The 22,114-nt window shown below is 64.3% G+C and carries 23 protein-coding genes; 10 read left to right on the top strand and 13 right to left on the bottom strand.

Going from position 1 to position 22,114, the window contains the following annotated elements:
• From NLY43_RS17650 to infC, 6 genes are all read right to left on the bottom strand, one after another.
• Complete coding sequence (locus tag NLY43_RS17650; protein ID WP_023696009.1) at nt 1-447, bottom strand: GFA family protein; 447 nt, start codon at nt 445-447, stop codon at nt 1-3.
• On the bottom strand, nt 444-1,541 hold the full coding sequence (pheS, locus tag NLY43_RS17645; RefSeq protein ID WP_023696008.1) for a phenylalanine--tRNA ligase subunit alpha: 1,098 nt from the start codon (nt 1,539-1,541) through the stop codon (nt 444-446). The genes NLY43_RS17650 and pheS overlap by 4 nt, the downstream gene beginning before the upstream one ends.
• A 140-nt stretch (nt 1,542-1,681) precedes the next feature.
• Complete coding sequence (gene rplT, locus NLY43_RS17640) at nt 1,682-2,083, bottom strand: 50S ribosomal protein L20 (protein WP_023672281.1); 402 nt, start codon at nt 2,081-2,083, stop codon at nt 1,682-1,684.
• A gap of 39 nt (nt 2,084-2,122) precedes the next feature.
• Complete coding sequence (rpmI, locus tag NLY43_RS17635; RefSeq protein ID WP_006201248.1) at nt 2,123-2,326, bottom strand: 50S ribosomal protein L35; 204 nt, start codon at nt 2,324-2,326, stop codon at nt 2,123-2,125.
• A 184-nt stretch (nt 2,327-2,510) separates the two neighbouring features.
• Entirely contained in the window at nt 2,511-3,149 is a 639-nt protein-coding gene (locus NLY43_RS17630) for a methyltransferase family protein (RefSeq protein ID WP_023710421.1), read from the bottom strand.
• Between the two features lie 132 nt (nt 3,150-3,281).
• The gene (gene infC / locus NLY43_RS17625; RefSeq protein ID WP_023744911.1) at nt 3,282-3,818 is read right to left on the bottom strand and encodes a translation initiation factor IF-3; all 537 of its coding nucleotides are present in this window, start codon (nt 3,816-3,818) and stop codon (nt 3,282-3,284) included.
• Nucleotides 3,819-4,065: 247 nt separating this feature from the next.
• On the opposite strand from infC, the gene NLY43_RS17620 reads away from it, so the two are divergent.
• The 4 genes from NLY43_RS17620 to NLY43_RS17605 all read left to right on the top strand — a co-directional run bounded on the left by NLY43_RS17620 (nt 4,066) and on the right by NLY43_RS17605 (nt 7,545).
• Entirely contained in the window at nt 4,066-4,836 is a 771-nt protein-coding gene (locus NLY43_RS17620; protein WP_023710422.1) for an alpha/beta hydrolase, read from the top strand.
• A 6-nt stretch (nt 4,837-4,842) separates the two neighbouring features.
• Nucleotides 4,843-5,985 carry a benzoate/H(+) symporter BenE family transporter gene (locus tag NLY43_RS17615; protein WP_023710423.1) on the top strand — a complete coding sequence of 381 codons (1,143 nt, stop codon included), beginning with the start codon at nt 4,843-4,845 and terminating at the stop codon, nt 5,983-5,985.
• Nucleotides 5,986-6,102: 117 nt separating this feature from the next.
• The gene (locus tag NLY43_RS17610; RefSeq protein ID WP_023672286.1) at nt 6,103-6,588 is read left to right on the top strand and encodes a DUF2852 domain-containing protein; all 486 of its coding nucleotides are present in this window, start codon (nt 6,103-6,105) and stop codon (nt 6,586-6,588) included.
• Nucleotides 6,589-6,786: 198 nt separating this feature from the next.
• Complete coding sequence (locus tag NLY43_RS17605; RefSeq protein ID WP_023710424.1) at nt 6,787-7,545, top strand: M48 family metallopeptidase; 759 nt, start codon at nt 6,787-6,789, stop codon at nt 7,543-7,545.
• An 18-nt stretch (nt 7,546-7,563) separates the two neighbouring features.
• Here NLY43_RS17605 and NLY43_RS17600 read toward each other — a convergent pair whose 3' ends face one another.
• The gene (locus NLY43_RS17600) at nt 7,564-7,782 is read right to left on the bottom strand and encodes a hypothetical protein (RefSeq protein ID WP_023710425.1); all 219 of its coding nucleotides are present in this window, start codon (nt 7,780-7,782) and stop codon (nt 7,564-7,566) included.
• A gap of 109 nt (nt 7,783-7,891) precedes the next feature.
• Between NLY43_RS17600 and NLY43_RS17595 the strand changes: the two genes are divergently transcribed.
• The 6 genes from NLY43_RS17595 to NLY43_RS17570 all read left to right on the top strand — a co-directional run bounded on the left by NLY43_RS17595 (nt 7,892) and on the right by NLY43_RS17570 (nt 13,595).
• Nucleotides 7,892-8,551, top strand: coding sequence for a phosphoribosylanthranilate isomerase (locus NLY43_RS17595; RefSeq protein ID WP_023681392.1), 660 nt, complete (start codon nt 7,892-7,894; stop codon nt 8,549-8,551).
• A gap of 90 nt (nt 8,552-8,641) precedes the next feature.
• Nucleotides 8,642-9,892 carry a tryptophan synthase subunit beta gene (gene trpB / locus NLY43_RS17590; protein WP_023710426.1) on the top strand — a complete coding sequence of 417 codons (1,251 nt, stop codon included), beginning with the start codon at nt 8,642-8,644 and terminating at the stop codon, nt 9,890-9,892.
• A gap of 2 nt (nt 9,893-9,894) precedes the next feature.
• Nucleotides 9,895-10,734, top strand: a complete 840-nt coding sequence (trpA, locus tag NLY43_RS17585; protein WP_023710427.1) for a tryptophan synthase subunit alpha — start codon at nt 9,895-9,897, stop codon at nt 10,732-10,734.
• A 101-nt stretch (nt 10,735-10,835) separates the two neighbouring features.
• Nucleotides 10,836-11,762 (top strand): acetyl-CoA carboxylase, carboxyltransferase subunit beta, encoded by a 927-nt coding sequence (accD, locus tag NLY43_RS17580; protein WP_023687437.1) that lies wholly within the window; start codon nt 10,836-10,838, stop codon nt 11,760-11,762.
• Nucleotides 11,763-11,824: 62 nt separating this feature from the next.
• The gene (locus tag NLY43_RS17575; protein ID WP_023696004.1) at nt 11,825-13,150 is read left to right on the top strand and encodes a bifunctional folylpolyglutamate synthase/dihydrofolate synthase; all 1,326 of its coding nucleotides are present in this window, start codon (nt 11,825-11,827) and stop codon (nt 13,148-13,150) included.
• A 25-nt stretch (nt 13,151-13,175) separates the two neighbouring features.
• Nucleotides 13,176-13,595, top strand: coding sequence for a VOC family protein (locus NLY43_RS17570; protein WP_023696003.1), 420 nt, complete (start codon nt 13,176-13,178; stop codon nt 13,593-13,595).
• Between the two features lie 22 nt (nt 13,596-13,617).
• Here the strand turns inward: NLY43_RS17570 and NLY43_RS17565 are convergent, their stop codons facing one another.
• The 6 genes from NLY43_RS17565 to NLY43_RS17540 all read right to left on the bottom strand — a co-directional run bounded on the left by NLY43_RS17565 (nt 13,618) and on the right by NLY43_RS17540 (nt 22,103).
• Nucleotides 13,618-13,866 carry a hypothetical protein gene (locus tag NLY43_RS17565; RefSeq protein ID WP_023696002.1) on the bottom strand — a complete coding sequence of 83 codons (249 nt, stop codon included), beginning with the start codon at nt 13,864-13,866 and terminating at the stop codon, nt 13,618-13,620.
• Between the two features lie 72 nt (nt 13,867-13,938).
• Nucleotides 13,939-14,220: a cupin domain-containing protein gene (locus NLY43_RS17560; protein WP_023696001.1), complete on the bottom strand. Its 282-nt coding sequence runs from the start codon at nt 14,218-14,220 to the stop codon at nt 13,939-13,941.
• Between the two features lie 132 nt (nt 14,221-14,352).
• Nucleotides 14,353-14,676, bottom strand: coding sequence for a thioredoxin (trxA, locus tag NLY43_RS17555; RefSeq protein WP_023672297.1), 324 nt, complete (start codon nt 14,674-14,676; stop codon nt 14,353-14,355).
• A gap of 73 nt (nt 14,677-14,749) precedes the next feature.
• Nucleotides 14,750-18,268: a double-strand break repair helicase AddA gene (gene addA, locus NLY43_RS17550; RefSeq protein ID WP_023710428.1), complete on the bottom strand. Its 3,519-nt coding sequence runs from the start codon at nt 18,266-18,268 to the stop codon at nt 14,750-14,752.
• Nucleotides 18,265-21,402 (bottom strand): double-strand break repair protein AddB, encoded by a 3,138-nt coding sequence (gene addB, locus NLY43_RS17545; RefSeq protein ID WP_023687433.1) that lies wholly within the window; start codon nt 21,400-21,402, stop codon nt 18,265-18,267. The genes addA and addB overlap by 4 nt, the downstream gene beginning before the upstream one ends.
• Nucleotides 21,399-22,103, bottom strand: coding sequence for a nucleotidyltransferase family protein (locus NLY43_RS17540; RefSeq protein WP_031199014.1), 705 nt, complete (start codon nt 22,101-22,103; stop codon nt 21,399-21,401). The genes addB and NLY43_RS17540 overlap by 4 nt, the downstream gene beginning before the upstream one ends.
• Nucleotides 22,104-22,114 lie beyond the last annotated feature (11 nt).

The raw sequence follows: 22,114 nt of genomic DNA, 5'->3' as shown, positions 1-22,114 counted from the left end.
CTATGTTCCGTTTTGTCTGTACCCGCCCGGACCTTGTCCATCGGGTCTGGGCACGCTTGTCTTCAAATGGCGCGGCAAGTCGTCGGGCATATGCACGAAGGGCAGCTGCTCGCGCACATAGGCATGGTGCGTCGGCCGGAAATAAGCCGGCATGTCCATGGCGCCCAGCATGAAATAGATGTGGTCTTCCAGCCGCTCGTCGACATAGGCGATAGGCGAGCCGCAAATGCCGCAGAACGAGCGCGTCACCGGCCCGTTCTCGTACATCTTCAGCGCCTTGCCGGTGAAAGCCACCTGCTCGGTCAGGAAGCCGACAAAGGCCGACACCGGCGCGCCGCTGGCGCGCCGGCAATCGCCGCAATGGCAATAGCTGATATGGTGCGGTTCGACTGATGCCTCGAACCGTACCGCGCCGCAGCGGCAGCCACCCGTGTGCGGCGCCGTCATGCGGAAAGACCTCCGAACAGCGTCGGCATGTCGAGCGGCCTGAAACCGTAATGCGACAGCCAGCGGACATCGGCGTCGAAGAAGGCGCGCAGGTCCGGCATGCCGTATTTCAGCATGGCGATGCGGTCGATGCCCATGCCCCAGGCAAAGCCCTGATATTCGTCGGGATCGAGCCCGCCGGCGCGCAGCACATTGGGGTGCACCATGCCGCAGCCGAGGATCTCCATCCAGTCCGAGCCTTCGCCGAAGCGCACTTCGCCGGGCCGCGAGCGGTCGCACTGGATGTCGACCTCGAGGCTGGGCTCGGTGAACGGGAAGAAGGACGGCCGGAAGCGCATCTTGACCTGCGGCACCTCGAAGAAAGCCTTGCAGAATTCTTCCAGCACCCACTTCATGTTGGCGACATTGGCCGATTTGTCGATCACCAGCCCCTCGACCTGATGGAACATCGGCGAGTGGGTAGCGTCGGAATCCTGCCGGTAGGTCTTGCCGGGAATGACGATGCGGATCGGCGGCTTCTGCTTCTCCATGGTGCGGATCTGTACCGGCGAGGTGTGCGTGCGCAACAGCTTGCGCTCGCCCTTTTCGTCCGGCTGGAAAAAGAAGGTATCGTGCATCTCGCGCGCCGGATGCCCTTCGGGGAAATTCAGCGCGGTGAAATTGTAATAGTCGCTCTCGACATCGGGACCTTCTGCGATGGCAAAGCCGAGATCGCCGAAGATCGCCGCGATCTCGTCGATGACCTGGCTGATCGGATGGATGCGGCCGCGCTCGGCCGGCGATTGCCGCACCGGCAGCGTCACGTCGACCGTCTCGGCGGCAAGGCGCGCCGTGACCGCCACATCCTTCAGCTCGGCCTTGCGTGTCGTCAGCGCTTCGGTGACGCGGTTCTTCAGGCCGTTGATCGCGGGGCCTTTGACCTGGCGCTCCTCGGCGCTCATCGCGCCCAGTGTCTTCAGCAATTCCGAGATCGACCCCTTCTTGCCGAGAGCCGCGACGCGCACGGCTTCGATAGCAGCCTCATCGGCGGCCGACGCGACGTCGGCAAGCAGGGAGTTTTCGAGAGTATCCAAGCCGGTAGCTATGTCGTTCACGGTCAAACTCGCTGTGTTGGGAGTCAACTTTGAGGTGAAAGTCACTTTCAAGTTGAAAGTTCAGCCATAAGAAAAACCCGCGCCAGCCGTGCCAGCGCGGGTTCCCCAATCAGAATTGCGAATGCTGGGAAGCGCTGGTCTTAGGCGACAGCGCTTTCAAAAGCATTCGGGGTGGTGTTCTTCAGATATTCGAGCGCGACCTTGGCCTTGGCCACGAGTGCGGCGAACGCCTGCGGTTCATGGATGGCCATGTCGGACAGGATCTTGCGATCGATCTCGATACCGGACTTGTTGAGGCCGTCGATGAAGCGGCCATAGGTCAGGCCATGCTCGTGCGTCGCGGCGTTGATGCGCTGGATCCACAGCGCGCGGAACGAGCGCTTGCGGTTCTTGCGGTCGCGATACGCATACTGCATCGACTTTTCGACCGCCTGCTTGGCGATGCGAATGGTGTTCTTGCGGCGGCCGTAGAAGCCTTTCGCGGCTTTCAGGACCTTCTTGTGCTTGGCGTGCGAGGTGACGCCTCTTTTTACGCGTGCCATGTCATGATCTCCTTAAACGCTGTTCCTGAAACCGAATGCTCAGAGGCCGTTCGGCAGAAAATTCTTGATGACCTTCTTGCCATCCGGTTCAGCCAGAACCATCGTGCCGCGGGCATTTCGAATGAACTTGTTGGAACGCTTGATCATGCCGTGACGCTTGCCGGCCGCAGCCGACAGGACTTTACCCGTACCTGTGATCTTGAACCGCTTCTTGGCGGCCGATTTGGTCTTCATCTTGGGCATTTTGCTACTCCGTATTGGTGGCGCACAATCGCGCTTCTTGTTCGCTTCGGGCGGACCAAAAGCCCGAAAAGCAAATGAAACCGCCACGGCATGCCCTGCCGGGCGGTTTTCTTGGAACGGCGGTCCTATACGTCAAAGCGGGCTGGCGCGCAACACCCGAGCGGCTGCGACGCTCTGTCCGCGATCAGGGCAGCCTGAACAGCACCGGCAGAATGCCCGATTGCTGGGCGCCATCGATGGTCTCGAACACCGGCAACGCCACCAGAAACACCAGCCCGTCGAGCAAGGTGGTCAGCAAGAGGCGCGGCTTGAAGCTGCCGGTGTCGCCTTCCTGGTAGAGCGACAGCTTGGGGAAGAAACGCGGCACCCGCGCCAGATAGGCTGTGTAGGGCGCGCCGAGAACCTCCTTGAGATACCGTTCCTCGCGCAGGATGACGATGTGGAAGGCGGCGGCGCACAAAAGCGCAAACAGGACGATGCCGGAGAACGAGCCGATCTGCGCCCCGACGCCGGCGGCGGCAACGGTCGAGAACACGTAGAGAGGATTGCGGGTGATCGAATAGGGTCCGCCGGTGACCACTTCGGAGGATTTGCGCCCCCCGATATAGAGTGTCGACCACAAGCGGCCGACGACGCCAAGGAAGATCAGCAGCACGCCGACCATCTCGATCGTTTCATGCACCGGGGTATCGGGCGGGAAGGTCGACTGGCCGAACAGCAGTGCCGCAAACAGCACCACCACCAGCACCGCAAGCACCATCCGGCGCATGTGCTGGTAGCCGCCCAGCTCCTTGATGGGCGCAGGGTTGATTTCATTGGCCATGTCGGGAATCCGATCGTCGAGAAGCTTTGCCGGCGATCGCGGCGTCTGGACAGGAGAATCGGCGTCCCGCCGATCGCCGGGACGCCATGAGACAGGATTCAGGCGGATTTAGAGCGCAACGCCCGAACTGATCTAGCGCGGGGCCAGCACCATCATCATCTGGCGGCCTTCCAGCTTCGGCTCGGCTTCGACCTTGGCGATGGTAGCCGTCTCCTCGCGCACCTTGTTCAGGAGCTGCATGCCGAGTTCCATATGCGCCATCTCGCGGCCGCGGAAGCGCAGCGTCAGCTTGACCTTGTCACCTTCCTCGAAGAAGCGCCGCACGGCCTTCATCTTGGTTTCGTAGTCATGGCTGTCGATGTTCGGGCGCATCTTGATCTCCTTGATCTCGATGACCTTCTGGTTCTTGCGCGCCTCGGCCGCCTTCTTCTGGTTGGCGTATTTCAATTTTCCGAGATCGAGAATTTTGACGACAGGCGGCACCGCATTGGGCGAGATCTCGACCAGATCGAGCCCTGCCTCTTCGGCGAGCAGCAATGCGTCGTTGATGGAAATATCGCCGCGGTTCTGGCCATCGGCGTCGATCAGTTGGACCCGGGGAACCCGGATATCACGGTTTGAGCGCGGGCCATCCTTGGTGGGCGCCGCTGCTTTGAAAGGTCTGCGAATGGTCGTGGTCTCCTTGGCCGTTTCGTTCAGGGTTCAAATCTAGAAATGTTCGGGACGCGCCAATGTGGTGAGCGCGCGGGCGGAGTCAATAGCACAGCGCTGACAGAAAATCACCCTGATCGCAGGCCTGCACCAAACAAAGGATGTCGCGAGCACTTTCCGCCTCGCCTGTGCCTGTGTCAAAAGACCGGCGAGTAAAATCAGGCTCCCGCAATCAGGCCCCCAGAACCAGGATTGATCCACAGCCATGACCGCGACCACCCCAACCCTGCTGGATGTCGACGGCATTGATATCGCGGTTCGCCATTCCTCGGGCGCAACGCCCGGCATCGTCTGGCTCGGCGGCTATAAATCCGACATGCTGGGCACGAAGGCGCAGACGTTGTCGGATTGGGCGGCAAGGGAAGGCCGCGCATATCTGCGCCACGATTATTCCGGCCATGGCGAATCCGGCGGCGCCTTTGCCGACGGCACCATTTCGAAATGGCTTGGCGAGAGCCTCGCCGTCTTCCGGCGTTTCACCGAGGGCAAGCAAATCCTGGTCGGCTCGTCGATGGGCGCCTGGATCGCGCTGCGCATGGTGCAGGAACTGCGCAAGGCGGGCGACAGCAATGTGGTTGGCCTGGTGCTGCTCGCGCCGGCGCCGGATTTCACCGCCGAGCTGGTCGAGCCGGCTCTGACGGAGGAACAGAGGCGCGACCTCCGGGAGAAAGGCTTTTTCGAAGAACCTTCGGACTATTCCGACGAGCCTTACATCTACACAAGCGCGCTGATCGAGGACGGCAGGGCGAACCGGGTCATGACCGGGCCGATCGATACCCACTGCCCCGTCCACATCCTGCAGGGCCTGGCCGACGCCGACGTGCCGGCAAGCCATGCGCTGAAGCTGGTCTCGCTGCTGCCGGCCGACGACGTCACCTTGTCGCTCATTCCCGACGGCGACCACCGGCTGTCGCGGCCGCAGGATCTCGACATGCTGCTGAGGGCGGTGGGCGACATGGTTCAGCGGGCGGGGTAGGCAAGAATGCGCATTTCCATCCCGATATCCGCCTTTGTCGCGGCAATCGTCGGCTTCGGCGGCACGCTCGCCGTCGTCATTGCCGCCGCCAAGGCGGTTGGCGCCACCCAGGCCGAAACCGCGAGCTGGGTGACAGCAGTGTGCGTGGCGATGGCGATCGAATGCCTGTGGCTGTCCTGGCGCACGAAAATGCCCATCATCACCGCCTGGTCGACACCAGGCCTGGCGCTGATGGCGGCATCGAGCGGCTTTACCATGGCCGATGCGGTCGGCGCCTTCATCGTCACCGGCCTAATGTTGATCGCCACCGGCCTGTTCAAGCCGCTGACCCAGCTTATATCAAGGATACCGACGTCGGTCGCGTCCGGCATGCTGGCCGGCATCGTCGTCACCTTCGCGCTCAATGCCGTCAAGACCATTCCGGTCGACCCCTGGTTGATCCTGCCGCTGATCGCGGCCTTCTTCGTCATTCGCCTGTTCAACCCGGCGCTGTCGGTGCTGGCGGTGCTGATCGGCGGCGGCATCGCCGCCTTCCTGACAGGCCGCGTCGGCGGACTGCCGGCGCCGGAACTGTCGACGCTGACGCTGATTGCCCCGCATTTCAGCGCCGCAGCTGTCATCGGCCTGGCGCTGCCGCTCTACCTCGTCACCATGGCGTCGCAGAACCTGTCGGGTCTCGCCGTCCTGCGCGCCGCCGGCTTTCACCCCGAACCCGGCCCGCTGATCGGCGTCACCGGCCTGTTCTCGCTGCTGTCGGCGCCGTTTGGCGGCTCGACCACCAATCTGGCCGCGATCTCTGCGGCGATCTGCACCGGGCCGGACGTGCATCCCGACCCGGCCGAGCGCTGGAAGACCGGACCCTTCTATGCACTTGCCTATCTGATCTTCGCGGTTTTCGGCGCCTCGCTGGTGGCGATCTTCGCCGTCCTGCCGCAGAGCCTGATCGTTCTGGTAGCCGGCCTGGCGCTGATGGGATCGCTCGCCAACGCGCTGTCGATCGCCCTCAAGGACGAGGACCAGCGCATGGCCGCCACGGTCACCTTCGTTGTCACCGCGTCGGGGCTGACTTTGTTCGGCGTTGGCGCCGCCTTCTGGGGCCTGGTCGCTGGCCTGGTCGTGCTTTTCCTCGAAGCGCTCAAAAAGCAATAATCATTTCAGGCTGTTGTCCGGTTTTGGCGGGCGTTGTCTTGAATCGCCGTTTTTCTCATCCCATTTCGAATCCACGCAGCCGCTCTTGGCTGTCTCCAACCGAAGGAATGGGAGAAAATGAACACATCCGCATTGATCCGCCCGGCCTGGACGCCGGCGACCATCGCGCTGATGGTGATCGGCTTCATGGTGTTCTGGCCGCTTGGCTTCGCCATGCTCGCCTACATCATCTGGGGCGACCGGCTTGACGGCTTCAAGCGCGACGTCAACCGAGCCACGGACGGCATCTTCGCCGGCTGCCGCCGCGGTTCCGACAAGGCCGCGCGCTGGGGCCACGGTTCGGCTCGCACCGGCAATGTCGCTTTCGACGACTGGCGCGAGAAGGAACTCGAACGCCTCGCCGAAGAGCGTCGCAAGCTCGACGAGATGCTGAGCGAGTTCGATGAGTACGCCCGCGAATTGCGCCGCGCCAAGGACCAGGACGAGTTCGACCGCTTCATGGCCAACCGCAACAAGTCGACGGCGCCTGCGAAAACAGGCTCGGCCGAAACGGCCAAGCCCGCGACCCCCAAGCGCAAGGGCCCGAACCTGCTTGACGACTGAGGCTGCGCGCATGACCCCGAAAATCGGAACCGATTTTCGGAAAGGTTCATGCGCCAAATTAGAGTGCTACAGCGTCCTGTGCGCGTCAGAGACGCGCGGCGCTGTAAGACAGGCCTTGGCATGATGGACGGCGTCGCGCGAGCGGCGCCGTTTCTTTTTTGTTCTGGTCGTTTTCCTCGAATCGCGTATCGTTCAGCCATGTCCTTCGGCTTTTTCCGCAACCTGACCAAACCAAAACCCTCGCCTGTCGAAGAGCGAGAGCACGTCGTTGCCGGCCGCACACTGCCGCTCAGGATCGTCGAGAGCGCCCGCGCACGGCGGCTGACGCTGCGCATCGATTCGGGCGGCCAGGGGCTGCGCATCACCGTGCCGCCGGGCCTGCGCCGCGGCGAGGTGGAGAAATTCCTTCACCGCCACCAGGACTGGCTGGAGCAGCGTCTGGCCAAGGTGCCGACACGGCCGCAAGTGCGCCCCGGCATCAAGATCCCGATACGCGGCGTCGCGCATCGCATCGTCCACGAACCGTCGAAACGCGGCACCGTCACCGTGTCGCGCGACGACCGCGGTCCGCTGCTGATCGTCCATGGCGAGCGGATACATTTGCCGCGCCGCATCGCCGATTTCCTCAAGCGTGAGGCCAAGAAGGACATCGAGAAGCTGGTGGTCAAGCATACCGAGGCCATCGGCAAGCGCGCCAAGGCGATCCGCTTCAAGGACACGTCGAGCCGCTGGGGTTCCTGCACTTCCGATGGCAATCTGTCCTTCTCCTGGCGCATCATGATGGCGCCGACGCCGGTGATAAACTACCTGGTCGCGCATGAGGTGGCGCATCTCAAGGAGATGAACCACGGCCCGAAATTCTGGAAATTGTGCGAGCAGCTCTGTCCCGATACCGACCGCTGCAAGGACTGGCTGAAGCGGAATGGTGGGGCATTGCAGGCGATTGTGTTCGATTAGCCTGCGCCGGCGCCGCGCTCAATCATCATTGGCCGCATTAAGCTCTTCAGGCCGCAGCCCTTCGTCGCCAAGGCGCGGCCATGGCAGGAAATTCTGCTCGAACGCATCGCTGCCGAAATAATCCAGGACCCGGTGCGCTTCTGCCCCGTCGAAGGCGGCCTTTTGCATCAGATGGGCGATGACGTCGCGGGCTTGCGCAATCTTCTGCCTGAGTTCGGCTATGCTCTGGTCGGCCATTCGTCTGCTCCGCCTTGCTTCTCCCATCAATAGGTAGCGCCTTTGGCGTTGCCGGCAAACAGCATGCTTTTTCTCGACTCTTGGCCGGTTTCGTGCCAATCCCCGCGCCATGGCGCTCGATATCAAGATCTGTGGATTGAAGACCGATGAGGCAATGGCCGCGGCCCTGGCCGGCGGCGCCAGCCATGTCGGCTTCATCTTCTTTGCTAAAAGCCCGCGCTATGTCGAGCCTGCGGCAGCCGGCCGCCTGCGCGAGGCGGCAATCGGCAAGGCCAGGGCGGTCGCCGTGACGGTCGATGCCGATGACGCGTTCCTGGATGAGATCGTCGCGAAGATGCGCCCCGACATGCTGCAGTTGCACGGCACGGAGACGCCCGAGCGGGTGGCCGAGGTGAAAGCTCGCTACGGCCTGCCTGTCATGAAGGTGTTCTCCGTCAGTGAGGTAGCCGATCTCGAGCGGCTAAAGCCGTTCATCGGCGTTGCCGATCGCTTCATGTTCGATGCCAAGCCACCAAAGGGCTCGCAACTTCCGGGCGGCAATGGCGTCGCCTTTGACTGGCGCATCCTGGCCGGCCTTGACGCCGGGCTCGATTACATGCTTTCCGGTGGGCTCAACGCCGCCAATATCGGCGACGCCCTGATATCAGCCAATCCGCCCGCGATAGACATTTCGTCGGGGGTGGAAAGCGGCCCGGGCGTCAAGGATCCGGCGCTGATCGAGCAGTTCTTCCGGGCCGTCAGGGCCGCGCGCGACGACCGCGCTGCCTGAGGCACTTCTTTCGAACCCGAGCATGTTCCGGAGAAGTGGGAACCGGTTTTCCGATAAGACATGCTCAGAACCAAGACCAGGAGATCGGCGATGAACAAGCCGGCGACACCCAATTCCTTCCGCACGGGACCCGACGAACAGGGCATGTTCGGCATCTTCGGGGGCCGCTTCGTGGCCGAGACGCTGATGCCGCTGATCCTCGACCTCGAGCGGCACTGGAACGAGGTCAAGAACGATCCGGACTTCAAGGCTGAGTTGACCAACCTCTCGACCCACTATGCCGGGCGGCCGTCAAAGCTGTATTTCGCCGAAGGCCTGACCAAACATCTTCGTGAGGTTTCCTCGGCGAAGGGCCTCGGGGGCGGCGCCAAGGTCTATTTCAAGCGCGAGGACCTGAACCACACCGGTTCGCACAAGATCAACAATTGCCTCGGTCAGATTCTGCTCGCCAAGCGCATGGGCAAGAAGCGCATCATCGCCGAGACGGGCGCCGGCCAGCACGGCGTGGCGGCGGCCACAGTCGCGGCGCGCTTCGGCTTTCCCTGCGTGGTCTATATGGGCGCCACCGACGTCGCCCGCCAAAGCCCCAACGTCTTCCGCATGAAGCTGCTCGGCGCCGAAGTGCGGCCGGTCACCGCCGGCCACGGCACGCTGAAGGACGCCATGAACGAGGCGTTGCGCGACTGGGTCACCAATGTCGAGGACACTTATTACCTGATCGGCACTGCCGCCGGCCCGCATCCCTATCCGGAGCTGGTGCGCGACTTCCAGTCGGTGATCGGCATCGAGGCGCGCGCCCAGATCCTCGAACAGGAAGGCCGGCTACCCGACACCATCATCGCGGCTGTCGGCGGCGGCTCCAACGCCATCGGCCTGTTCCATCCTTTCCTCGACGACAGGCAAGTCCGCATCATCGGCATCGAAGCCGGCGGCCGCGGCCTCGACGGCATCGAGCATTGCGCCTCGATGAATGCCGGCGCGCCAGGCGTCCTGCACGGCAACCGCACCTATCTCCTGCAGAACGCCGATGGCCAGATAATGGACGGCCATTCGATCTCGGCCGGCCTCGACTATCCCGGCGTCGGCCCCGAACATTCCTGGCTGCGCGATACCGGCCGCGTCGAATATGTGCCGATCCTCGACGACGAGGCGCTGGAAGCCTTCAAGCTGACGACGCGCGTCGAAGGCATCATCCCGGCGCTGGAATCCGCCCACGCCATCGCGCATGCGGTGAAGATCGTGCCTGATATGGACAAGGACCAGATCGTCATCGTCAACCTGTCGGGACGCGGCGACAAGGATGTGCACACAGTGGCCTCGATGCTGGGCATGGAGATCTGATCATGGTGACCCGCATCGACCGCCGCATGGCGAAACTGAAAGCCGAGGGACGCCCGGCGCTCGTTACCTATTTCATGAGCGGCGACCCCGACTATGACACCGCTTTGTCGATCATGAAGGCGCTGCCGAAGGCCGGCGCCGACATCATCGAAATGGGCATGCCGTTTTCCGATCCGATGGCCGACGGCCCGGCGATCCAGGCCGCGGGCCTGCGCGCGCTGAAAGGTGGCCAGACGCTGGTCAAGACGCTGAAGACGGCGGCTGATTTCCGCGCTGGCGACAATGAGACGCCGATCGTCCTGATGGGCTATTACAACCCGATCTACATCTACGGCGTCGACCGCTTCCTTAAGGACGCGATTGCCAGCGGCATTGACGGGCTGATCGTCGTCGACCTGCCACCGGAGATGGATGAGGAACTCTGTATCCCTGCGCTGAAGGCCGGCATCAACTTCATCCGCCTGGCAACGCCGACCACCGATGACAAGCGCCTGCCCAAGGTGCTGCAGAATACGTCGGGCTTCGTCTATTACGTGTCGATGACCGGCATCACCGGCTCGGCTTTGGCCGACACCGGCAAGGTTGCCGCCGCGGTCAAGCGCATCAAGGGCCACACCAACTTGCCAGTCTGCGTCGGCTTCGGCGTCAAGACCGCCGAGCAGGCGCGCATTATCGGCGCCAATGCCGATGGCGTCGTCGTCGGCACCGCGATCGTCAACGCGGTCGCCAATGTGTTGGGACCGAAGGGCGAGAAGACCGCCGACCCGGCCGAGGCCGTCGCCACCCTGGTCAGCGGACTGTCTCAGGGCGTGCGTTCGGCCCGCCTTGCTGCTGCCGAATAGTTTCCCTACTTAGGCCTTGTGCAAGTCGTTATCCCAAAACCGGTTCCCACTTTTGGGCGACATGCACGAACCAACTCTTCGTCAGGACAGGAGCCGAAGCGATGAACTGGATCACCAATTACGTTCGCCCGAGGATCAATTCGATGCTCGGCCGGCGCACCGACATGCCCGAGAATCTCTGGATCAAGGATCCCGAGACCGGCGAGATGGTGTTTCACAAGGACCTGGAATCCAACCAGTTCGTCATCCCGTCATCGGGCCATCACATGAAGATTTCGGCCAAGGAACGGCTGAAATTCTTCCTCGACGACGGCAAATACGAGCAGCTTGAGAACCCCAAGGTCATGCAGGACCCGCTCAAGTTCCGCGACGAGAAGCGCTACACGGACCGGCTGAAGGACGCCAAGGCCAAGACCGGCCTGGAAGACGCCATCATCAATGCGCTGGGCACGGTCGAGGGCCTGCCGGTTGTAGTGACGGTGCAGGATTTCGCCTTCATGGGCGGCTCGCTCGGCATGGCCGCGGGTGACGCCATTGTGCACGGTTTCGAGGTCGCCTTGCAGCGCAAGCGGCCGCTGATCCTGTTTGCCGCCTCCGGTGGCGCGCGTATGCAGGAAGGCATCTTGTCGCTGATGCAGTTGCCGCGCACCACGATCGGCGTCGATCGGCTGAAGGAAGCCGGCCTCCCATACATCGTCGTCTTGACCAACCCGACCACCGGCGGCGTCACCGCCTCCTACGCCATGCTGGGCGACGTGCATATCGCCGAGCCCGGCGCGCTGATCGGCTTCGCCGGCCCGCGCGTCATCGAGCAGACTATCCGGGAGAAACTGCCGGACGGTTTCCAGCGCTCCGAATATCTGATGGAGCACGGCATGGTCGATATGGTGGTGTCGCGGCTGGAACTGCGCGAGACGATTTCACGGCTGTTGAAAATCCTGCTCAAACTGCCGCAGGAGCAAAAGCCGCTGGAGCCGGAAATCCTGCCGCCGTCGGTCATCCCGACGGAAGCCCGCCCGCAGGCCTGACGCGACATTTCTGGCCGCAAACCGCGATTGCGTGCACCTGCGCGCATGCGTAGGATTCGCTCATGACAACGCTTGCCGCAGATCGTGAAATCGAAGCCCTGATGGCGCTGCATCCGAAAGGCTTCGACCTTTCGCTCGACCGCATCACAAGGCTGCTCGAACGCCTCGGCAATCCGCAGGAGCGGCTGCCGCCGGTCATCCATATCGCCGGCACCAACGGTAAGGGCTCGTGCGCGGCCTTTTCGCGCGCGCTGCTGGAAGCCGGCGGCCACCTTGTCCATGTCCACACTTCGCCGCATCTGGTGAACTGGGCCGAGCGCTACCGACTGGCGGCCGAGGGCGGCGGCCGGCTGGTCGACGACGAGACCTTCGCCGAGGCCATCGCCCGCGTCGCCCGGGCCAATCAAGGCCAGAAGATCACCGTCTTCGAAATCCTAACCGCCGTCACCTTCATCCTGTTTTCCGAACATCCGGCTGCCGCCGCCATCATCGAGGTCGGCCTTGGCGGCCGCTTCGACGCCACCAATGTCGTTGCCCGGCCGGCGGTGTCGGTGATCATGCCGGTGTCGATGGATCACGAAGCCTATCTCGGCGACCGGGTCGAACTGATCGCCGCCGAAAAGGCCGGCATCATGAAGCGCGGCTGCCCGGTGGTCATCGGCGCGCAGGAGAGCGAGACGGCGCTGCAAGTGCTGATCGAAACCGCCGAGCGGCTGGATTGCCCGACCTTCGTCTACGGCCAGGATTTTCTCGCCTTCGAGGAAAACGGCCGCATGGTCTATCAGGATGAGGACGGGCTGATGGACCTGCCGCCACCGCGCCTGCCCGGGCGCCACCAGTTCGCCAATGCGGCGGCAGCGATTGCCGCCGTCAAGGCCGCCGGTTTCGAAATCAGTCATCGCGCCACTGAGAAGGCGATGGCGAGCGTCGCATGGCCGGGCCGCATGCAGAAACTGGTACAGGGCCGGCTGATGGAGCTGGCGCCCAAGGGCGCCGACATCTGGCTCGACGGCGGCCACAATCCGGGCGCCGGCATGGTCATTGCCGAGGCGCTGGCCGAGCAGGAGGAAAAGAACCCGCGGCCGCTGTTTCTGATCTCCGGCATGATCAACACCAAGGACCAGAGCGGCTACTTCCACGCCTTCAAGGGCCTGGCACGGCATGTCTACACCGTGCCGGTGAGCAGGAGCGATGCCGGCGTGCCGAATGACGAGCTGGCGGTGCGGGCGACCGAAGCCGGCCTCACCGCTGAACCGGTTAGTTCCGTCGCCAGCGCGCTGATGCTGTTGCGCGACACCTGGGATGGGCCGGCGCCGCGCATCCTGATCGGCGGTTCCTTGTATCTTGCCGGCGCGGTGCTGGCCGAGAACGGCACGCCGCCGACCTGAAGCTATTCACTGCGAGGAGCCGAACATGATCAAGGTCAAGCAGCTCGCCCATGTCTGCATCTTTGCGCACGACCTCGAAGCGACGCGAAGCTTCTACCGCGACGTGCTTGGCCTCGACACCCGGTTCAATTTCCTGCGCGACGGCAAGATCTTCGGCTTCTACCTCAATTGCGGCGGCCGCAGCCATGTCGAGGTGTTCCAGAAGGACGGCACTGCATATAGCGAGCAGAACCAGATCAATCATTTCTGCCTTGAGGTCGAAGATCTAGACGCGGCGATCGCCCACATCAAATCGAAGAGCATCGACGTTACCGCCAAGAAGCATGCCTGCGACGACACCTTTCAGGCCTGGATCCGAGATCCCAACGGCGTGAAGATCGAGCTGTTCGAATACACCGCAAAAAGCGCGCAATTCGCCGGCGGCGACCGCATCGCCGACTGGTGAGCTGTGTTGGTGTCGACGAGGATCAAAGCTCCGGCCCTGTATGGACCTTGCGGCTTTTCCGGATGATTTCTTCCAGATCGATATCCGCGCCACTGCTTGCCGTCAGGCGGGAGTAGAAGGTGGACGCCGGTTCTCGCCCCGCCTCCCGAATCTCATAGGATTCAAGCGCGCGTTCGACGATATCCGCTATCGAGCGGTTTTCGCGATGAGCAAGACGATGCGCAAGATCTCGTGCTTTTGCGCTGCGGACGGAAAGCCGGGGTTCGGCCATTTCAAAATACCTTCGAGAAAATATATCCCCCATTTAGGACGAGCCATCAAGATGGCAGAGGATGGCAAGCCATCACCTTAGCTCAATCTCGATGAAGGCATACTCGCCGTCATTGGCGCTAATGACGTCGTGTTCGACGCCCTCCTTTCGGAAATAGGGCGCACCCTTCTTCATCTCGGCAAAACTCTCGCCGTCCTTGGTCACCAGCTTCACCTTGCCGTCCATCAGCGGCACCACGACATAGTCGTGGCCGTGGCGATGCCAGCCGGTGTTGTCGCCGGGCTGGAACCGATACTCGGTGACAATAACGCGCTCGTTGTCGATGAAGACGGTGGCCTTGGCGGATCCGGTCATTGTTGTCTCTCCTGTCCAGCCTCAAGCAGAAGACATGGAGCCTTCAGGCGCGAGGGCCAGAGAGGTCAGGCGATAACGCCAAAGAAAAGCCCGGCGCGAGGGCCGGGCTTAACTTCAGAAACTCCTACAGGATCAGGCGAGGCTGCCATTGATCCAATGCGACAGCGCTGTCTTCGGCGCGGCGCCGACCTTCATGTCGGCGACTTCGCCGCCCTTGAAGATCATCAGCGTCGGGATCGAGCGCACGCCGAATTGGGCGGCAAGCTCGGGGTTCTCGTCGATGTTCAGCTTGGCGATCTTGATCTTGTCGCCGAGTTCGTTGGCGATCTCTTCCAGCGACGGACCGATCATCTTGCAGGGGCCGCACCATTCGGCCCAGAAATCCACGACGACGGGCTGCGAGGCGTTGAGCACATCGGCCTGGAAATTGCTCTTGTCGACCTTGACGGTGGCCATACGAAAATCCTTTCGAAATTTATCTCGCACCAAATGTGGTGGTTCAGCAGCCCTTCTTCAAGCAGAACTTGTGTCACGCTCCCGTGAGTCGGGCAAGGGCGTCATCCATCGCTTGCACCGGCAGTTCGATAAGCCTCGGTGCCTCGGTGAACAGCAGTGCTGCCGTCACCGCGCGGCCGGGGTAAAGCGGCTGGAGCAGCGCGCGGTAGAGCGCCAGCTGCAGGATATAGGCCGGCGGCACCTGGGCCAGGCCTGCGGGCGCCGGCCGGTTGGTCTTGTAGTCGACGATCGATACGCGCCCGGGCGTCACCGCCAGCCGGTCGATCTTGCCGGAGATCGAGCGCAGCCTGCCCTTGACCTCAAGGCTGCCCATCACAGCAACTTCGGCGCGGGACGACGGCGAAAACAGCCCGGCAAAACGCGAATCTCTGAGGATCGCCATCACCGAAGCCAGCGCCTTGTTGCGCTCGGCCTCCGGCCAGTCGGCGCCGGCTCGAGTGAGATACTGCGCCGCCGCGCCTTGCCGTTCGTCTTCGGCAAAACCGGGCAGCATCTGCAGCAGCTTGTGCAGCGCCAGCCCGCGCATCACCGCAAAGCCCGGCTCCGCCTCGCTGTCCAGCACCGGCGAGCGGGTATCGACAACAGCTTCCTTGGCCTCGTCGATCAGCGCCGACGCGCCGGAAGGCGACAGCGGGCGCGGCAGCTCCTCATAAGGCGGCAAGGGCCGGAACAAGCCCACCGGCAGCGGCGGCACCTGTTGCGGCAGCCGCGACTCGTCGGCTGCCGCTTGCGCCACCGGCGGAAGCTTGGTCATGACGAAACGGTGCACCGGCTCGCTGCTGGCGGGGTGGCGGCGCTCCGTGCTTTCCGGCGCGGCAAGCAGCGCGCGGCTGACAATCGAATGCCAGGTGCCGGTGCTGGGCTGACGCTTGCCGTGATAGCCGCAGACGATCAGCCGGTCCTCGGCGCGCGTCATGCCGACATAGAGCAGCCGCCGGTATTCGTCGTCGGCAAGCTCCCGCGCCCTGGCCGAGGCCGCCTTGGAGAAGCCGTTGGCGACATCGGCGGCCGAGCGCCAGAGATAGCCCTTGCCGTCGAAATTGCGGCCCGAAGCGTCGAACGGCATGAGCCGCGGCAGATGCTGGTCGCTGAACGGCGCCGAACCGCCATCGACCAGGAAGACAACAGGCGCTTCCAGGCCCTTGGCGGCATGCACGGTCATGACGCGGACCTCGTCGCGCGTCTGGTCCATCTCGCGCTTGATCTCCGGGCCGGTGTTTTCCAGCGTCGCCAGGAAAGCCTCCAGCCCCGGCAAGCCGGTGCGTTCTTCGGCCAGACAGAAACTCAGGAACTCGTCGAGAATATCGCCGGCTTCCGGTCCAAGCCGGGCGATCATCTTCTTGCGCAGGCCGTCGCGCGCCAGCACCCCGGCGTAGAATTCGAACACCGGCCGGAACGCCGCCTCGTTGGCCCAGCCGTCGAGCCGGGCAACGACATTGGTCAGCGCGGTATTGTCGCCAGCATGCTGGCGTAATGAGGCGATCAGCGATGTTCCGGCTGGCCGTCCGGCGCCAAGCGTAAAAAGCGTCTCCTCCGACACGTCGAAAACCGGGCTGCGCAGCACGGCGGCGAGCGACAGGTCATCCTGCGGCTGGATGAGGAAATGGCCGAGTGCGATCAGGTCCTTGACCGCTATGTGGCCGGGCAGGCTCAGCCGGTCGGCGCCGGCGACGGGAATATCGCGGTCCTTCAGCGCGCGCGACAGCGCATGGACGAAGCGGTCGCGCTTGCGCACCAGCACCAGTATGTCGCCGGCCCTCAGCCTGCGTCCCTTGCCCTCGATGATCTCGCGGTCCTTGAGCCAGGTCTGGATGGCCGCAGCCACGTGCTCGGCCACCCGCACAGCCGGCGCGCTGGCATGATTGACCGGCAGCGTCCAGTCGTCGGGCTCCTCGACGGCGTCAGCGCCGAGCGACGGCCAGACCTCGACATAGCCAGGCGCGTCGTTGCGGATCGCCTTGTGGTCGAGCGGATCGGGGTCATGGCTGATGCCGCGCCGCACGCCCGGATCGGCAAAGACGCGGTCGACGGCGGCAAGCACGTCGTCGGTCGACCGGAACGACCAGGTCAGTTTCAGGTCGGCAAACGAAGCATTGGCGGCGTTCACGCGTCCGGAAAACAAGAGCCGGCTGTCGGCGAAGGAATCCGGCGCGGCACCCTGAAAGGAATAGATCGACTGCTTTTCGTCGCCGACGGCGAACACCGTGCGATTGGTCGTGCCGCGCTGGCCGTGGCCGGCAAAGAACTCCTCCGCCAGCCGCTTCACCACCTCCCATTGGTCGGGGCTGGTGTCCTGCGCCTCGTCCAGCAGGATGTGGTCGATACCCTGGTCGAGCTTGTACTGCACCCAGGGTCCGGCATCCGGCCGCGCCAGAAGGTTGACGGTGCGGGTGATGAGGTCGTTGAAGTCGAGAAAGCCGCGGCTGCGCTTCAGGCGCTCGTACCGCACGATCAGCCAGTCGGCTATGGTCAACGCCGCGACCGTGCCTTCCAGCATCCGGAACAGCGCCAGCCGGTCGGAGACCTCTGTTATCGCATTGACGGCCGCCAGATAGCGCTCGGGAAGGTCGGGCAGCCGGCCGAGCAGCGCCTTCTTGAACAACTTTGAGGGATCATAGGGGTCGCCATCGGCCTTGAGAAAGGCTTTGCCGAGCATCTGCAGCCGGCGGGTCGGGTCCGTCTCGGCAAAGGCCAAGCGGGCATAGGGCAAGAGATTGTTGAGCACGGTGCGGGCGTCGGCGGCCTCGGCGGCACTGGCGAACACTGCAAAGAAGTCCGGCAGGAAACCCGCCAGCGGCCATACCGATGCCGCTATGTCTTCGGCGCTCTGCCCGGGGCGAAAATGGAATTCGTCGAACAGGGCCTGAAAGCCGCCGCCGTCGCGCCGGACCGCATCGATGAAGCCGCGTAAGCCGTCGCGCTTGCGCACGATTTCGGCGAGCAGCGCATCGAGTCCGTGTTCGCCGCCGCGCTCCAGCACGGTGGCAAAGGCCTCGGCCAGTCCGGTGTCTCCGGCTGACGTGCCCGAAATCATGTCCCGGCGGGCGCCAGCAAACAGCGAGGCCTCCATCTGCGGATCGAGCATTTCGAAATGCGCCGGGATGTTGGCCTCCAGCGGAAACTGGTGCAGCACCGATTCGCAGAAGGCGTGGATGGTCTGGATCTTCAGCCCGCCCGGCGTTTCCAGCGCTTCGGCAAACAGCCGGCGCGCCCGCCGCATCGTGTCGCGGTCGGGTCGGCGGCCGTCCACCGCCTCAATCTTTGTGGCAAGCTCGGCATCGCCGAGCGCCGTCCATTCCGACAGGGTCGAGAACACGCGGTTCGACATGTTGGCGGCGGCCGCCCGCGTATAGGTCAGGCACAGGATCTTCGACGGATCGGTGCCGTTGAGCAGCAGCCGGATGACGCGCTGGGCCAGCACATGCGTCTTGCCCGAGCCGGCATTGGCGGACACCCAGGCCGAGTTCTTCGGGTCGGAGGCGCGCGCCTGGCTGGCGGCGGTTTCGCTGGGGATGGGATAGGCTTTTTTCATGCCTCCCCCGCCTCGTCATCGCTGTCGCCGCCGGCCGACCATTCGAGCACGCGCGCCAGATGGTCGTAATCGCCATCGCTCTCGCCCTCGCGAAACGGCAGCGCCCGCGACAGGTAGCCGGTCGTCGGATCTGCATAATGGACCAGCAGCTTTTCCAGCCGCGCCCAGGCCTCCTCGGCGAGGTCTTCGGCGGTCCGGGGCTGGCGGTTGTAGTCGAGGATGGATTCCTCGAACACTTCGCCATTCGGCTTCAGCCGCACAAATGCAAGCTGGGAGGGCTCGCGCGCGCCAAGCCCCTTGAAGGCGCCGCGCCGGAGCAGCGCCCCTTCGAGCGCCAGCTGTGGCGCCAGCAACGTGTGGGCCTGCGCCTTGGACGGCGAGGAGCCGGTCTTGTAATCGAGAATGTCGGCCATGCCGCCGGCCAAAAGGTCGACGCGGTCGGCATAGCCGGACAGCGTCACGCCGGTGCGGCCGACAGCGGTCTTTTCGGCGCGCTCCTCGGCATGCCGCCGGGCGACGGCGGGAGCGCGGCCGCGCTCCCATTCGATGATGTTGGCGGCAAGCTTTTCGAAGCGCGGCCACCACACAGCCTCGACGTCGGCGGGCAGGGCGATCTCGGCAAAGCAGGTCCGGCCGGCAGCGATGAGGCGTTCCAGAGCTTCGGGCGCGCGGGGATCCGCCACCTCTGTCGAGAACAGATGCAGGATGTCATGAAACAGCGTGCCGCGCTCGGCCGCGCCGGGGTCGCGGATCACCGGCTCGAGCGGCAGAAGGCTCAGAATACGCTTGGCATAGACCGCATAGGGGTCGCGGCGCAGCGTCTCGATCTCGGTCACCGAGAAGTGGGTGGGCCGCATGCTCAGCGGCGGTTTCGGCTGCGGTCGCGGCGCGAAATGCTGCCGCTCGCCGGCATCGAGCGCGCGCGCCCAGGCAAGCAATTCGTCGCCGCGTCCGCGCAGTGCGGCTGCAGGATCCTTGCCGATGAAGGTGAGGATGCGCTGCAACCAGCGCGACGGCACCGCCGGTGCGTCGCTGGCGCGGGCGGAGCGCGTCAGCACCACCTTTTTCGCCCCCATCGCCATCTGGAAGTCGTGGGCGGCAAGGCCGATGCGCCGCTCCGGCGGCTCGAGATCGATGCCGGTCTTCATCAACCGCGACATGAAGCGATCGCTTTCCGGCTTGCGTGGCCACACGCCTTCGTTCAGCCCGCCAATGACAAGCGTGTCGACGCTCTGCAGCCGTGCCTCCAGCGCGCCCCATATCGCGATGTTGCGGTCTGTGCCTTGCCCCGGCTTGACCGTTTCCGGTGCTACCAGCGCGTCCATCACATCAGGCCATTCGTCGGCCGGGAAGTCGAACGATGCAGACGCGGCGACCACACCGCGCAGCAGCTCGGCGAGTTTCTCGCCGGCGTCGCCGGCATAAAATTCAGCCAGGCTGCCCTCCGCCGTGCGGCCGAGATTTTCCAGCGCGGCGACGCTCGCTCTGGTCAACGCGACGAGATCGGCATTCTCTTCACCGCGAAAGGCAGTCAGCGGCGCCAGCGCCGCCACAAGCCGGCTCAGCATATCGCGGGCATCGTCGATGCCGCGCACGCTCAGGCGCGAAAACCAGAAGGGCTGGCGCTTGTCCCCGCTCAGCCCGGCGAGACGCTCCTCGAACAGTGCTGGCAAGGCGGCGATGTCGGGGCGTCCGGTGCCGCCGCGCAGCGCCACGAGTTCGATGAGCTCGGCGGCATGGCGCACACCGGTGCGCTCAAGTCCGAGCCCGAGCAGCGGATGCTTGAGCAGCGACAAAAGGTCGACGGGATCGCCGGGCCGGAATACCGCGTGAAGTGTGAGCCGCAGCAGGCTGGCTGCAGGCGTGTTGGCGAGCGGCGTGCCGCCGGAATCGTCAGCGATCACACCGAAGCGCAACAGCTCGGCCGAGACGCGCCGCGCCAGCCCGCGGTCGCCGGTAACGAGCGCTGCCCTGTGCCCCGGCTGTTCCACGGCGGTTTTCAGCGCGATGGCGATCGCCGCCGCCTCGTCGCGTTCGCTGGCGGCTTCGACCAGCGTCACGTCGGCGAAGGCCTCGGCGATGTCTACGGCGTTGAAGCATATGCGGGTCTCGGCCCATAATTCCGTGGTCTCGGCCGGCCGCAGCGCCTCGCCGACAAGGGCCGCGCGGAGCGCCAGTGCGGGCTCGGCGGAGACCACTTCCTCGACATCGCCACGCAGCACGCCAATCTTGCCGATCAGCTTGGCCATGCCGTATTGCGGGTGGCCAAGCAGTGCCGGCCGCGCACCGGGCGCCCCAATCGCGGCAAAAGACGGTTCGTCCAGCATCCCATCTAGCCCGGGCAGCACCACGGCGCCGTTGGGCAGGCTGGCGACCGTGGCAAGCAGTTCGGCCGTGGCGGGAATAGAGCCCGTCGAGCCGGCGGCGATCACCGGGCCTTTGGGCGGGTTGCGTTCCAGCCGCTTCGCCTCGCGCCGGATCAGCGCATTGCGGTGCGCGGCCGGGTTGGAGCGGTCGCGCTCCTCCAGTAATTTCGGCCAGGCCTCGGTGACGATACGGAGGAAATCGAGCGTCACAAGCCACCATCCGGCAAGATTGCCGGTGACCAGATCGGCAAGCCTGGTCCAGTCCGTGCCTTCGGTTTCGATCTCGTCCATCAGCCGGGCGAGGTCACGCGCTAGCCAGATCGCATCGGCGGCGGAGGCCGGCACGACGATCTCTTCGTTGAACATATCAAGGACATGCGCCGGCAAGGTGCGCTTCCAGGCCCGCACCAGCGGCGCCAGTAGCAGCAGGCGTTCGATGGCTGCGATCGGCGGCGCCATTTCAAGCTCGGTCGGCGTGCCGGCGTCGAAGGCGGCTTCGTCCTCGTCGAACTCTCCGAGCGGGCGGATGACCGGCAGGATCGCCGAACGGCGGCTCCCTCCCGGTCCCGAAAGCGCGTCGACAAAAGCGCCGCGCAGCGCACGGGCCGCGCGCCGTGTCGGCACATAGATGGTGACATCAGCCAGCGCCAGCGGATCGCCGTCGAACCGGAAGCCGGGCACCAGCCGTCCGGCCAGCAAGGCCTCGGCCAGAGTCGGCAGGAATGGCGCTCCGGGCGGGATCGAAAGAACGCGGCGCGCGCCGCTCATACCACCTTCGCGAGAGCGTCGGCGACCGCCGCTTCCGCCTGCGGAATGGCGTCGGGAGTGCCGACGGTGATCCAGCTTCCGCGCATCTGCATGCCGAACAGACGGCCAGAGGCGATTGCCTTGTCGAAATAGGTGTTGAGCGAATGCGCCCCGGCCGGCGCATCCCTGAAGATGGCGGGATTGACGATTGCCGCTCCGGCATAGATCAACCCGGCCGGATCGCCTTTCGAGCGCCGCAGGCCGCCATCCGGCGCCATCAGGAAATCCGTGCCGACACCGTGTCCGGTGGCCGAGTCGAGATCGGTAAGCATCAGCAGAATATCCATTTTCGCGCCGTCCCATGCAAGGGCAAGGCGCTCGAGGCTGGGCTGGCCGCTGTCGATCCAGAACGTATCGGCGTTGATGATGTAGAAGGGTTCGGCACCCAGCAGCGGCAATGCCTTGACGATGCCACCCGCCGAATTCAGCAGCGCGTCGCGCTCGTCGGAAATGACGATCTTTGGCGCCCGCCTGTGGGCGATATGGGCGACGATCTGGTCCGGCAGATAGTGCACGTTGACGATGGCTTTCTCGACGCCGGCCGCTTCGAGACTGTCCAGCCCCCAGTCGAGCAAGGTCCTGCCGGCGATCCGCACCAGCGGCTTCGGCATGGTGTCGGTGATCGGCCGCATGCGCTTGCCAAGACCCGCCGCCAGCACCATCGCTGTGGTCA

Source organism: Mesorhizobium sp. C416B (assembly GCF_030323165.1).
Lineage (GTDB): Bacteria > Pseudomonadota > Alphaproteobacteria > Rhizobiales > Rhizobiaceae > Mesorhizobium.
This window is presented reverse-complemented; position numbering and strand designations above follow the sequence as displayed.

Bases quoted from the DNA above. Each gene is read 5' to 3' on its own strand.
- NLY43_RS17650 (WP_023696009.1), bottom strand. From the start codon at position 447: ATGACGGCGCCGCACACGGGTGGCTGCCGCTGCGGCGCGGTACGGTTC.
- rplT (WP_023672281.1), bottom strand. From the start codon at position 2,083: ATGGCACGCGTAAAAAGAGGCGTCACCTCGCACGCCAAGCACAAGAAG.
- rpmI (WP_006201248.1), bottom strand. From the start codon at position 2,326: ATGCCCAAGATGAAGACCAAATCGGCCGCCAAGAAGCGGTTCAAGATC.
- NLY43_RS17630 (WP_023710421.1), bottom strand. From the start codon at position 3,149: ATGGCCAATGAAATCAACCCTGCGCCCATCAAGGAGCTGGGCGGCTAC.
- NLY43_RS17620 (WP_023710422.1), top strand. From the start codon at position 4,066: ATGACCGCGACCACCCCAACCCTGCTGGATGTCGACGGCATTGATATC.
- NLY43_RS17615 (WP_023710423.1), top strand. From the start codon at position 4,843: ATGCGCATTTCCATCCCGATATCCGCCTTTGTCGCGGCAATCGTCGGC.
- NLY43_RS17610 (WP_023672286.1), top strand. From the start codon at position 6,103: ATGAACACATCCGCATTGATCCGCCCGGCCTGGACGCCGGCGACCATC.
- NLY43_RS17605 (WP_023710424.1), top strand. From the start codon at position 6,787: ATGTCCTTCGGCTTTTTCCGCAACCTGACCAAACCAAAACCCTCGCCT.
- NLY43_RS17600 (WP_023710425.1), bottom strand. From the start codon at position 7,782: ATGGCCGACCAGAGCATAGCCGAACTCAGGCAGAAGATTGCGCAAGCC.
- NLY43_RS17595 (WP_023681392.1), top strand. From the start codon at position 7,892: ATGGCGCTCGATATCAAGATCTGTGGATTGAAGACCGATGAGGCAATG.
- trpB (WP_023710426.1), top strand. From the start codon at position 8,642: ATGAACAAGCCGGCGACACCCAATTCCTTCCGCACGGGACCCGACGAA.
- trpA (WP_023710427.1), top strand. From the start codon at position 9,895: ATGGTGACCCGCATCGACCGCCGCATGGCGAAACTGAAAGCCGAGGGA.
- accD (WP_023687437.1), top strand. From the start codon at position 10,836: ATGAACTGGATCACCAATTACGTTCGCCCGAGGATCAATTCGATGCTC.
- NLY43_RS17575 (WP_023696004.1), top strand. From the start codon at position 11,825: ATGACAACGCTTGCCGCAGATCGTGAAATCGAAGCCCTGATGGCGCTG.
- NLY43_RS17570 (WP_023696003.1), top strand. From the start codon at position 13,176: ATGATCAAGGTCAAGCAGCTCGCCCATGTCTGCATCTTTGCGCACGAC.
- NLY43_RS17565 (WP_023696002.1), bottom strand. From the start codon at position 13,866: ATGGCCGAACCCCGGCTTTCCGTCCGCAGCGCAAAAGCACGAGATCTT.
- NLY43_RS17560 (WP_023696001.1), bottom strand. From the start codon at position 14,220: ATGACCGGATCCGCCAAGGCCACCGTCTTCATCGACAACGAGCGCGTT.
- trxA (WP_023672297.1), bottom strand. From the start codon at position 14,676: ATGGCCACCGTCAAGGTCGACAAGAGCAATTTCCAGGCCGATGTGCTC.
- addA (WP_023710428.1), bottom strand. From the start codon at position 18,268: ATGAAAAAAGCCTATCCCATCCCCAGCGAAACCGCCGCCAGCCAGGCG.
- addB (WP_023687433.1), bottom strand. From the start codon at position 21,402: ATGAGCGGCGCGCGCCGCGTTCTTTCGATCCCGCCCGGAGCGCCATTC.
- NLY43_RS17540 (WP_031199014.1), bottom strand. From the start codon at position 22,103: ATGGTGCTGGCGGCGGGTCTTGGCAAGCGCATGCGGCCGATCACCGAC.